Origin of the sequence: Nostoc mirabile CHAB5784 (genome assembly GCF_020829645.1) — a bacterium.
In the GTDB taxonomy this organism is placed as follows: Bacteria; Cyanobacteriota; Cyanobacteriia; order Cyanobacteriales; family Nostocaceae; genus Nostoc; species Nostoc mirabile.
In genome coordinates this window covers 57,752-70,576 of sequence record NZ_JAIVFS010000041.1, presented here as the reverse complement: position 1 = coordinate 70,576, position 12,825 = coordinate 57,752, and the positions used below count along the sequence as shown (strand labels likewise).

Annotated in this window: 7 protein-coding genes; 1 reads left to right on the top strand and 6 read right to left on the bottom strand. The window is 42.4% G+C overall.

The genetic code is table 11. The annotated features are described in order from the left end of the window. Positions 1-71: 71 nt before the first annotated feature. A complete protein-coding gene (locus LC653_RS24080; protein ID WP_229497249.1) occupies positions 72-938 on the bottom strand; it encodes a hypothetical protein in 867 nt (288 codons plus the stop codon). A 176-nt stretch (positions 939-1,114) separates the two neighbouring features. Here LC653_RS24080 and LC653_RS24075 point away from each other — a divergent pair, with 176 nt between their 5' ends. Beyond that, positions 1,115-5,551 (top strand): hypothetical protein, encoded by a 4,437-nt coding sequence (locus LC653_RS24075; RefSeq protein WP_229497248.1) that lies wholly within the window; start codon positions 1,115-1,117, stop codon positions 5,549-5,551. A gap of 226 nt (positions 5,552-5,777) precedes the next feature. On the opposite strand, the gene LC653_RS24070 is transcribed toward LC653_RS24075, so the two are convergent. The 5 genes from LC653_RS24070 to LC653_RS24050 all read right to left on the bottom strand — a co-directional run bounded on the left by LC653_RS24070 (position 5,778) and on the right by LC653_RS24050 (position 12,456). Continuing rightward, positions 5,778-10,070 carry a strawberry notch family protein gene (locus tag LC653_RS24070; protein ID WP_229497247.1) on the bottom strand — a complete coding sequence of 1,431 codons (4,293 nt, stop codon included), beginning with the start codon at positions 10,068-10,070 and terminating at the stop codon, positions 5,778-5,780. Positions 10,071-10,193: 123 nt separating this feature from the next. After that, the gene (locus LC653_RS24065; RefSeq protein WP_229497246.1) at positions 10,194-10,673 is read right to left on the bottom strand and encodes a hypothetical protein; all 480 of its coding nucleotides are present in this window, start codon (positions 10,671-10,673) and stop codon (positions 10,194-10,196) included. 212 nt (positions 10,674-10,885) lie between these two features. After that, positions 10,886-11,023 carry a hypothetical protein gene (locus LC653_RS24060; RefSeq protein WP_229497245.1) on the bottom strand — a complete coding sequence of 46 codons (138 nt, stop codon included), beginning with the start codon at positions 11,021-11,023 and terminating at the stop codon, positions 10,886-10,888. Positions 11,024-11,195: 172 nt separating this feature from the next. Continuing rightward, complete coding sequence (locus LC653_RS24055) at positions 11,196-11,486, bottom strand: hypothetical protein (RefSeq protein ID WP_196522313.1); 291 nt, start codon at positions 11,484-11,486, stop codon at positions 11,196-11,198. A 10-nt stretch (positions 11,487-11,496) separates the two neighbouring features. Beyond that, a complete protein-coding gene (locus LC653_RS24050; protein ID WP_229497244.1) occupies positions 11,497-12,456 on the bottom strand; it encodes a ParM/StbA family protein in 960 nt (319 codons plus the stop codon). Positions 12,457-12,825 lie beyond the last annotated feature (369 nt).

Below are 12,825 nucleotides of genomic sequence, written 5' to 3'. Positions count from 1 at the left end.
AATCAGGACACGCGGCCATAATTTTATGCAAACTTTTATGTGATGTTTAGGCTATAACCCTTGAAATGTCGTTAATTTTTGGTCAGGGTATGATTCACAATTTGGTCATCCAGGGGGTAAAAGCACACTAATTCACTGTTGCCAATTGCTAGGGCAGTTTTTACCCCTGTTTCAATATCTGCCAAATACATCCCTACACAAGTATTCGCTATTTCATTGATTTGGACTAGTGTAATTGAGTCGGGTAATATTTGTGGCAGATAATCGCTAATTTCCTCAACTGTGGGTAACTCTTGGGTAATTGTGGGTATTAGACCAGCTATATCTGACTTAAGGCTTGCGTTTGACCCCAGCAACAAAGCTGTTTTACTGGAGTTATGGTTGTAAAGCTTAATGTTAATCAGTGCTGACTTAATCCATTCTGCTGTCAGGAAGGAATCTGCATCCGTCGCTCCTTGTCCAAGCCACGGGTATATCCCTTCCAGGATCAAAATCCCTTGTAACTGGGTTGTCTTCCAAAACCGCAAAATCTCAAAGGAATCTTCGCGTACAACTTTGAAAGCGATTCTGTTGTATTCTTTAATTTCTGAGAATGCCAATCCCCAATCACTTATTGTTAAGTGGTATAATTTGTCATCCTCTAACATCCAAAGATAACAATTGATACCACTATTAATGCATTTTTGAGTTAGGTTTTTGAGTAAGCTTATCCTCTCTTGCAATGGAGATTCCACTGCTATTAAAGGATTCTTTTGTTCGCAAAGAGAAAATATTGTTTCTATCAGTTGTGAACTCATGGGTAAATTATTGAGCATCAAACTGATAATAAAGGCTGACTCATTTTTTACTAACAGCCTGAAGTCCCCAATTTTCTCGTACTTTTGGACATTGTTTTCATAAAGTGCGTTGCCTATTTCTAGCCTTTCATTCGCATTCAAGCAGCGCTCGCCACTAAAGGCTTAGATCCGCCTCTGACTTACGCTGCTGTTGTTGCTGCGGCGACTGTGAAAGCAACAGATCCTGATTCCAAGAGAGTGTTTTGGGTCTTGAGCGTCTAGCCTGGGGCAGTAATTTCTTAACATGTAAAAATGCGATTCACGAAAAGCTAAACATTTTGGTAGTAGATGATTCTACTGATAACCGGGGTGAAAATGGAGGGATATTATCAAATGATTTAGCATATAAATTAGTTGGTGACTGTTATGGACAAATTTCAACACAACTCTATGACTTGCTAACTTTAAGAGAATCCCAAGCAGATAAAAGCTATCGTGTAATTCAGCATCGATTCGGTTGGGTGGATGGACTTGGAGAAGATACTACTAAATATCGCTTTGGCAAAGGAACACTGCGACCATACAAACTAGATGATATAAAGTACGCAGACCCGAACAATGAACCAAAAATCGATATAATTCTCCCCATAAGCAGTTTTAAGGGAACAGACAAGGATAGACCCAAAGGCCCCACTAAACCGCAGATTCAACCAGGATTATATCAGCAAAATATTTGGTTAGCTGAAAAAGGGCAATCTCAGCAAGGTCAGATGTCTATCTCCCAACTATTGGCATCTTTCCCCCAAGGAATTAAAGATTTTGCCGAAGAATTAGAGCTACAAGCTGAAAAACTAGCCTCTATTCAAGATGACCCTAGAATTGTTGCTGCTTACTATTGTGAAAAATACGATTTACGCAAAGAATCATTGAACCAAAGTAAATTAAAAATAGGAGAAGTCACAAACCTTGAACTAGATGTTAAAAACTTAGGGACAAATGACAATTTAGATACAGATGAGGAATTAGATGACGAGAGTACTAAAGATGACTTGTTCATGTATAAACTCATCAAAACTGACTTACTTGGTCATCAACAACTTTTAGAAACGGAAAAAGTTAAACAGGAATTAAGTCGGTTTTTACAGAGCCAATGGCGAGATATCGCTCTGGGGAAAACGCTTACTTTTGACCGAGGGATGATTATTCCATCCAAGGAACTTAAAAATGGTGAAATTTGTGTTTCATGGGAAAAGAATGAAGAGAAAATTCTTAACTTCCGTTCTCCTTTTCTGAATTCTAACGGATTGTGTGTGTCTGCTAACAAGCACGTTAAAGATCGACTCGGGCCAGATGGTAAAGACCTCAAAGGCATAATTGTAGTCAATGACGAAGACCACAAGCGCATACAGCAAAGAATTACAGAGTTAGAAGCACGAGGGGTTGATGTTGATTTTATCGACCCAGCAGAAACCGAATCAGAACGCCAAGCACGAGACTACGATGGTGACTGCATAGGTGTAGCAAGAGCTAGCTTATACCCCAATTTAACAGCAGAGGCAGAGCGAAGAAATCTTCCCCAAAACGCCTATTCGCCCACGGTTAAGCTCAAAAAACAATCATTTTATGATCCCACCGATGGAAGCCAGCCCCCATTTGAAAAAATTGCTATCCACATGAGCGATAGCATCAGCGTGGGCATAATCAACAATCAAGTGACGGCACTGGAAGCATTAGAATCAGAAATTGAGGTACTAAACACTTATGGGACTTTAGAACAAAAATTAGAATATTTAGAACAAGTATCTAGCCATTATCAAAGTTTATTTGAACAGGAATATGGCGAGAAGCCCAAACCAATTAGACCAGAGTACAAACCTTTCATGCAATCTGTTGTAGCTCTAGCAGAGAATCCTAACAGAACGCCGGAGATTATTCAGCAGGCGATGGATGTTAACCGCCTGATGTACCGAGAAATGATTGGTGAGGGGTGTTATCAAAACCAAATAGCAGTTGATTTATTCAAAAGTGCAAAAAAACCTGAGATGGATTTAATCAGGGAAAACAGCTGCTACTTATATCGTGATGTTAATTATATTAAAGATAAAAAATCTTCGTCAGCTTATTTAAGCACGGGAATAACACCAAAGGGCTACTCACCAGTAGAATTATTAATTAGCCAAACCAATAAATATTTCCAAGAATCACAGTTAGAATCGCGTCCCATCGTCCAGTTTAAAGACTTATTCAAAGGAGTAGAATTTACATCACAGCAAAAATTGGCAGCAGTTGCCGCCAAGTACGAGTTTGATCGGAAATTCAACGCTGCGGTTCGGATGTCCCAACGGCGTGAAACTGAGAAAGGGCCATCCGCAATTGTCGAAACTCCACAGGGGGCGAAACTCGAAATTACCAATCTCACCCGTTACGGGCATCCCCTAATCTGGAAAGCCCAGACGCTGAACATTCGCCTAGATGAAATAAGAGAGAAATTCAGAAGTAAAGAACGCCCGCACCGATTATTAGTAGTTGCACAGATAGATGGTGAGATTGGGGAGGATAGGAAACCCGCGTACCATAAACTGGGAACAGTTAGCCAACAATCTGTGACTGACTACAACCTCAAACCGGGGATGACCACGCAGGGAGCTAAAGTAATAGAATTTAAACCAGAACTTACTAGAAGCCAAATTAAACTACTCTTTGCCTTGGCGCAGGAGACGGCTCTTGCATTTTACGCTTCAATACCAGAATTAGAAAAACTTGCATCCGCCGCCGCCGCTTGGAACATCTGTGCATCCCGCCAAGATGAACTTGAAGTTGCAAGAAAAGAAAACACCGAGCCATCAAACATCGCTAAAAAAGTCTCTAATTTTGCCTTCGCTGCTTTCCCAACTGAGATTATTTCTCGCTTAGATAAGTTGCAATTTACTGAACCGAAGTTAGTCACACTTTTGAATGAAGCGAATCAATTTTTGGGTCGAGACTGGAACAAGGATGATTTGCACCCGATAGAAATTAGGGCTAGCCACCACCCAGTCGGACATGAACGCCACGTTTCCAGATTGTTATTTGTCCAAGATAGTGACGGCGAATATAAGGAATTCGCCATGCTTGAAACTAGAACCGCACAGCTTCCCATTGGTACAAAAGCGCTCTCTTGTATGGTTGGGGTAGAACCTGCTACTGCCAAAGCAACTATTGGACTGCTAGGATTTGAGCCGGTTGAAATTACTATCCGTGAACTCAAGAACTTCTCTTATGCAGGACTTGTTTTTAATGCCGAACCGGTCAACTTAGAATTTGGCACTGTGCCGATTCCTGACAAAACAGTAAAAATCAAAATTGATGCTTTGACTTTGGGTGAGTTAGACAGTGATTCTGCCCAACAGTTAAAAGAAATTAATTATCTCAAAAATGGTAATCCTCTAAAGTTAAAACTTACTTCTATCTCCGAAACTGGAGATCAAGCTTTTGTGCTGGGTGAGTCTCCTAATGGTCATCTCCTCAAAATTAATAAAATTAACTTTTATGATTTTTCTGGTCAGACATTCAATGATCAAGATTACCGAAAACTGAGTATCGAAACCTCAGCTTCTAAAACTAGAGATGCTGTATTTTTGAATGGTGAACCCTTGGGAGTGTTGCACTTTAAAAAAGACAAAGACGCGCTCAGACAGCTTGGACTGCTCAAAAGCGGACAACTTACATCCGCACCCGCAATCATTGAAAGTAATTTTTCTGTTATTTGCGCTCAAATTGACCCTAATACCGTTGAATATCCCCAGAAGTGGACGAAAGAATTTCAGGCTTTTGGGACTCAATCAGTTAATTCTGAACAACAAGAGATGATTGAGAGTAGTGCGAAAATTCTCCATCATATTAAAGAGCGTCCTACTTTCTTATTTTCTACAGAATCAAACAAAAAACTTGGAGTCATGGGTCTGGCTGTTGACAACCAGAAAGCTGAGACTGTAACTAAATGGTTAACTGCTCAAAAAGTTGAATGTCAACAAGTACCAACAGAAGATGTTATCAGGGAAACCAAAAAAGGTCTAGCGGTATTTAACTTGGTTGATAGCTCCATCCCTGCCAAAACTTTGTCGAGCATGACCAAGAAATTCGGGACAATTATTGAAACGGATAGTGACTATCAACAAAAACTTAACTCCCTTGCCACACGACCGCAGTTTTTGAAACCACCAGAACAAACAGCACAATCCCCACCTAACCAATCTATAACTCCATTACTCTCCACTACTCCTTCTACACCAGACATTAGTAATAGTACAAAAACCGAACCTCTAGGTGTAGAGAAGTCCCCGACAATCACTATTGATGACTTGAGAAATTGGTACAATGCCGCAGATAAGTTGGGGAAGTCGGAGAATTACAAAAAACGCATTGTAGAAGTGGCTAATGGGTTTAAAGCTGGTGAGCAATTATCAGCCCAAGCGTTGACAGTAATGAATCAAGATACATTTGAACTTGAAGCCATCAGTCGGCTAAGTCAAATTGCTCAAAGGATTGGTATGGTCTGGGGTAAGTCTGATGAAAATGGGACTCAAGTTCAAGGAAAAATTTATGACTTGACTTTCAATACCCAGCAGAGGGATTTAACTATTTCGCAGAAAAATGGAGAGGTAATTTTAAACTTGCAATCTGGTCAGTTGCAGACTAATAAACTAACTCCACAGATATTGCAAACTTTTGAGGATGCGAATAGTCAGATAGAGAAAATATTGGCTAAATCTCAAGCGCAACAAATAGACCTATAAAGATAGTATTTAGCTGACAAAGGTTTTTCAGAACAGCTTTTTTGTAGTCAGAACTTAGAAGGGCTGAATTCTGTTTAAATATTAATTCAAATTAATTGAGTTGCAAAAAAGATTGAATATCAATTTTCTGAGATTGAGAAATGCCTATAATAGTTGTAGTTGAAGAAACTTGATGATAATTCAAGAAAAAATAAAGCGACGGGTAAAACCACATCGCTTTGCACAATTACCCAAGAATTTCAATCACCGCCGCCAGAACAGATGCAGCACGATCGCCAGTCGGTACAAACACCCGCTTGCGCCATTGAATAATTTCTGTGAAACATCCTTTCGCCACAAGCCTGTCAGCCAGCGAGATAGCATTAACTAGTTCTATACGTGGTTCCCCTACAATGTAAGAACGCCGCAAGGTTACACCACCCGGCAACTGCTGTGAGTAACCTTCGTTCAGTACCAATGATACCAATTCCTCTGGAGTTAAGAGTTTGTTTTTCATCCCCAACTGCTCGGCCACCGACTGAATATCCAGAGCATTAACCACTCGCCCCAGAATCTTCTCGCCATCACTGGTTTGCAACCGGAACACTCTACTACTGTGCTGTGGTAGTATTTTCCAAATAGGTAGCAGAATACCAGTTACCAGATGAATGTAGTCAGTAGTAAAGCTGGGTAATTGGTTTACTTCCTTCGACCACACCGCGACAAACTCATCAACCTCAACCTGCTTCCAAGTGGACGACTCCAGTTGTTCGACTGTTACACGAGTTTCTTTTTGTGGACGAACGAGCAGAATCCTCGGCACAACACCACCCTCAAAGTCGAAAATGCTGTGTGTGGGTATGCTAACTGCGGCATTACCAGATTTCTCATTCACCATGAGCCGCCCCTGGTGCATACTGGCAAACTCCAACATTTCACTAGCAGTTCTAATGTTGTTGTTTTGAACGCGCTCAATCTTCAGGTAGTTGGTCACACTGCCAGTATCAGGATGGGTATAAACGGATTCAATACTTGCAATAGTAAACCGTTCTGCCCGTAAAGTTTCCACCCCGACCTCAAACACACCATGAGCCATCGCCGTTTCAATCTGTTGACTCAACAGCAACTCGAACCTCTCGAAAATCACATTCTGCATTGAAATTTTCAAAGCCAGCAATCGATTGAGAAACTGCCGCAATGGTGGGAGGTCGATTTTCATTCCACCTTCAGTGGAAGTCAGCGATAACCCAGTCATTTGCTCAAAGGTTCCGAGTGGGACTTGTGCGAATCTACCCTGATAAATCTGCTTAAACAATTCATACAAAGCATATTCTGCATAGTTCGACTCAAGATTGTCTTTAGTATCGAATATGCCGTTGCCGCCCGTTTGCCTTTGTCCACGGGTAAGTGCGCCTAGACTGTCCAATCTCCGAGCGATTGTGGAGATAAACCGACGTTCACCCCTGACATTGGTAGTCACAGGTCGAAATATTGGTGCAGATGCTTGGTTTGTACGGTGACTGCGCCCAAGTCCCTGAATTGCGTTATCAGCCCTCCAGCCGGCTTCGAGTAAGTAGTGCAATCGCCGCCGCCGATTCACGGCGTTCAAATCCGCATGATAGCTACGTCCAGTACCGCCAGCGTCACTAAAGATGAGAATTTGTTTTTCATCAGCCATGAATGCTGTAGTTTCAGCAATATTCGTCCCATTACCTCTTGAATCCACAAATAGCCGCCCGGTTTCGGATTTCAGTACCCGTTTGCTCCGTCCTGTAACCTCAGCGACATTCTTGTAACCAAAGTGCCACAATAGTTGCTCTAAAGCTCCAGGGATAGGGTCAAGGCTTGCGAGTTTGTCAACCAGTCCATCTCGTAACACCAAGGCTGCTTGTGAGATAATGGGCGAACCATCAGCATCAAAGGCTGGTTCGGAACGTTCTTCACCATCAACGCCAGAATGAATTTCGTGCAAGTGAACGGGAAAGGCACTCATTAAGTAATCCATGACATACTCACGCGGAGTCAGGTCAAGGTTTAAGTCCTTCCATTCCGAAGCGGGAACCTGATGAAGTCGTCGTTTCAACAGTTCCTCATTGGTCGAAACTATTTGCACAACAACAGCGTAACCCTGGGCGATATCTTGCTCAATGGCGTTGATTAGTTTCGGGCATTTCATCCCGGTTAATAGATGATTAAAGAATCGTTGTTTATGCGATTCAAACTGAGACATCGCAGACATTTTAGCCATGCGATTGTATGTTTTTGAGCCAGAGATGTTACACGCCTCCAATGCTTTGTGCAAGTTATTGTGGATAATTTGAAAAGCGTCGGCGTAACTGTCGTAGATTTTTTCTTGGGTAGGAGTTAAGTCAATTTCTAATGTGTCATATTCAACACCTTCAAAACTGAGCGATCGCGCCAAGTATAATCCCAGCGCTTTCAAATCCCTGGCAACAACTTCCATTGCAGCAATACCGCCAACCTCAATGGATTCCACAAAGTCTTCACGAGATGTAAACGGGAAGTCGCCAGTCTGCCATAGCCCCAGGCGATTAGCATAGGAGAGGTTGGATACAATAGTAGCACCAGTGGCAGACACGTAGACAACCCGAGAAGAGGGCAGTGCATTTTGTAGCCGAAGACCAACGATACCCTGCATAGATGCTTTGACCATTCCAAGCTGACCATCTTGTGCCATCGCATTACCCATTGCGTGGCACTCATCAAAGGCGATCGCTCCCTCAAACTCCTTGCCTGCCCATTCAATGATTTGTTTGAGCCGACTTTTACCACCCTTCTGGGATCTTAAAGTAGAGTATGTAGCAAAGAGAACACCTTGCGAAAAGAGGATTGGATCGCCTAGTTTGATATTGCTCAGATCGATGATGTCTTTTTCACTACCACCCAGCGCACACCAATCACGTCTTGCATCCTCAATCAATGCAGAACTTTTGGATACCCAGATCGCTTTTCTACGCCCCTGACACCAGTTATCTAAAACGATACCAGCAACCTGTCGCCCCTTACCAGAACCCGTGGAATCACCAAGAAACCAGCCGCGTCTGAACCTCACAGCGTTTTGCTCATTGTTCGCCGCGACTGTCACGTTATCAAGGGAGTCATCCACAAAGTAGGAACCTGTCAGAAATCCTGAGTGGGCAAGACCAGCGTAAATCACGCTTTCAAGTTGTGCTTCAGATAACAACCCTTGTGCAACAATATGTTGAGGCAGATGAGGTTTATAGGTAGGGAATTGAGGAGACACAAGTGCCAGCGCTGCGCTTTCGCACAAAAGCGAGGGATGAGGTAAAGCATCCTTAATCCGAACTCGTTGTGGGCGGTAACTTTCGTAGAGGGCATCTTTTAGCCCTTCGGTTGCAGTCCACTCGACAACCTCATAATCTAGAGGAACAACATCTAGAAATTGGGGTATTTCTTGATGTTGCGGTGTCGAGTGGCTCTGTTTCGGCTCTCTAATACTTAAATTAACCGCAATTGAAGCAGTAGCTTGAGCATCCAGATTTTGTCGTTGCCACACCAGTCGGGTTGGGAGTTGCTCAATCAGCTTCAGCAGTTCGGCAAGCTCCACTGTATGCGGTATACAAGCAATGTCAGTGGGATCAGCAGGCGGAACTTTATCAATCACGGTAATTCGTGTATCTATCTGTGTTCCGTGCTTGGCGTAAGCTTTACCGTTGACCCCCACTGAAAGCACAACTGTTGCATTCTGTTGCATTTTGACAAAAGTCTCTCGCCAATCATCATTGCTTGGAGAAAACCAATTAGCAGTAATCGTTACCAGTCGTCCCCCATCTACCAGCCTTTGCAATGCTGAGTTGATATGACGTGGTGTGGCATCTGGGTTGCGATTGCTCACCTTGGGCGATGATGAAAACGGTGGATTCATCAGCACCACAGATGGTTTTGTCTGCCCTGCCAAATAATCGTTGATCTGTTCAGCATTCACCCCAAATAATGGAATGCCTGGAAACAACCGACGCAGAATCGAAGCTCTGTCATGCGAGAGTTCGTTGAGCATAAGACTCGCGCCCTGAAGTTTGGCGAGCTGTGCCATGATACCAGTACCAGCCGATGGTTCTAGCACCAGGTCATTGTTTGTGATTTGCCCTGCCAACGCTACCAAGTAAGCCAATGGCAATGGAGTTGAGAACTGCTGAAGTTTTAGTTGCTCCTCGCTGCGGCGGGTGTGCGTGGGGAAGAGTGATTCTAGTTGTTGCAGTTCTAAGAGAGGATTTGATGATAACCCGTTGCGTCGAAGATAAAGGATTTGTGCAACTTCCACGGCTTCGTATGCGTCTTTCCACGCCCAGAAACCTTCAGCAGCAGTACCGAGGAAATGACGGTTCATTTGTGACTGAATCGTTTTTATGGTCAGGGGGCGATGAGCAATTAATGACTTAGCAAGTTCTTGAGCAACGTTTAATACTGACTGCCCATAATCCAAAACAGTTTTTAGGTCAAACAGGCAGCCTTGTGTAGCGATTTGGCAAAGCATGACTATATAGTGTTGATTTTTCATCCAAAATTGGCGTAGCCGCAACACCTTCACCAATACTTTGTCGAGCGATTGCCTGGGCGTAGTCCGTTACGCCTTCACAGATGATGCGCTTGCGATGCGCTCGCAGGGCAAACTCAATTGTGGTTAAGCAGCCTTAAAACGCGTACCAGATTTACTCCTGGATTCAGTCACAGTAGGTTTGCTCAAGGAGTTCTTGGTTGGTTTAGTGGTCTTGGTAGTTTTGGCAGTTTTAGCCTTAAATTTCGGTTGCACAAGTGCAGCTGGTGGTAGTAGCCTTAGTGAAGGGAATTGGAGTACAACTGGTTGAGTTTCGATAGAACTGTTGTGAGGCTCTAGTTCTAATGTCCAGGGGTCAGAAATTTCCTCAAAATGTGATGTAACGAAGGGGATTTGTTGAGGTTCAACTTCTAGTTGTTTAGTGTTAGATAGTGGTTCAAATTGAGTTGCTGTTACTGTGGATTTGGAACTGGCATTGGATTGTGCAATTGCAATAGGTGGTAATGGCACAACATAAAGTCCGTCGATAAAATCGAAAATCATCAGAGCAACAAAGCTCATAACAATAAATTCAATAGCTTGGGTGAGTGTAGATTGAATATCCATTGTATTTTTCCGAAAATTTTAATGTTCACAAAAATTGCGCGAAGCGTTAGGAATCTCGTAATTAAGTACGCTCCGAATACAAGAGGCTTTAAAAAGGAATATGAATTTCTTCATCTTCCAACAAATTCATGGGGAGACTGAAGTTTGAAGGGGTAGTTAAGTCTCGGACTATTTTATAGTTTTCTGGATGCCAACAAGTATCGCTAAGAGAATTATTTAGCCATTCTTTTAGGTGACGGGAGCAATTCGGAATCATTCTGAATCAACTGCTTTTCTTCAATTGTCCAAACTCTTTCAATCGCGTCAGAGACAGCTTCAAAAATGGAGTCTTCTAATTGTTTTTGATTCATCTGGATGTATTGGTTCAAGAATTTTCACTTTCTTTTTCGCAAAGCGATCGTCTGGGCGTGGGCGCTTGAGCCATCGCACAGAAACTTGTGTAAAATAATATAAAAACATACTGATAGAAAGAATGGCACAGGCTAATTTCCCTTCTTTACCGTTGCCAACTTCCTTTGAGGGTTACAAATCAAAATCAAGGCTGAATGTTTCCCCTGAAGAATCTTCTTCTTTCTCCTCTGCAAATGGAGTTGGAGTCCAAGACGTGAGTTGGTTTGACTCAGTATTAATCGGTGTGTCAGCTAAAAGTTGTGCAGGTAATCCAGCCTTGATGAAAACAAAATAGCAATCAACGATAAAGTAAAGCGTGTCCAGGTAACTTTTATCTAGTTTTTGCGATTCTGCAAATATGCGCTCTCGGTAATTATCTTTGAGGCGAACTTTTTCCGGTGCTAAGTCTTTTTTATCTGCCATTGTTATAACTTCACTTAAGAGATGTAGTAGTTGGGTTCTTACCAAGAATAGTTTTTGCCATTTCTAGAAGCCCAGAGACATTGGCTTCTACCGGATTGTCCAGGATTTTGAAGCCGTTTTTCTCCAACAGCTTCTTAAATCCTGGTAAGAGGCAGCCTCCACCAATCGCCCAGATTTCATCCCCCTGGTGCTTGGCATCAAGTGTCAGATTCACCACTTTCTTCAAGTATTTTTCATACCAATCTTTTAAAGAAGCACTGTATATATCTTTGATATCGATGTCACGGCTGTATCGGGTATGCCCCATTTCCAAACAAAATCGGATTTTGGATGGATCTGCGATTTTTCCGCCATTCAAATGTTTCATTTTTTGGGAGATATCATCGATGAGAACTTCTACACCGATGGGGTAGGCAGTGTGAACTTCTCGCTGACCCCGGTTGTAACGAGAATACAGGGTCGTACCATTGCCAAAGTCTAAAATGGTTAATTTTTTTGGTAGTGGATGCCCAAATAATGCACCCATACCCTCTAGTACAACTTTCAGCACTTCTACTTTTACTTCTGATTGTTTGCCAGCAAGTATTGGCTGATATTCTCCATTGAGTACTTTTTGTAATTCTTCAGCCAGACCGACATCATGTAAGCTGACGACTAATTTTAAGTGCCAAGCCTTACGGTGTGGCAGATGTGCCAATGCACCCAATAAAGTCAACAACGCATTATTGACTTTATTTTCATTATTGTCTGTGTTGCGGTCAAAATAATTTCCTGTACGGTAAGCTGACTCTCCAACTGTATAAGCACTACCGTTAAAAACTACACGCCCTGGCACATCTTCCATGTCGTTAGTGGAAATATAGCTGGGGACACGAACTACTTCAAAGCCATCGACTAAAAGTTTGAGACTTCCGTAACCGTTATCGAAACCCGCAGGAAAAATTTTTTGTAACGTGTGAATGTTTGACATAAAGACAAAGGTAATACACTTTGATTTTTGAAAGCTATCTGTTTAGATAATTTGGGGGAGCAGAGAGGCAAGGGAGCAGGGGAGCAGAGGAGCAAGAGAAAATGTTTGCATTAACAATTATTAATTATCAGTGCAAGAAAAACTAATTATTCTGCTAAAGGTCAGAGTTCTCCATTTTTAACAGGAAATAGTAAACACTAAGAACTGTTTTAATTCTCTCCTCTGCCCCTCTGCTCCTCTGCTCCTCTGCTCAAGAGCCTTTTGTTCTCCAGACTCAAGAGTTTATCATAACTCCTTGGGGGCTAAATGGGGTATAAAATGCTAGTTAGTCAAATATACCCCATTTAGCACCTATATATACCCTATATA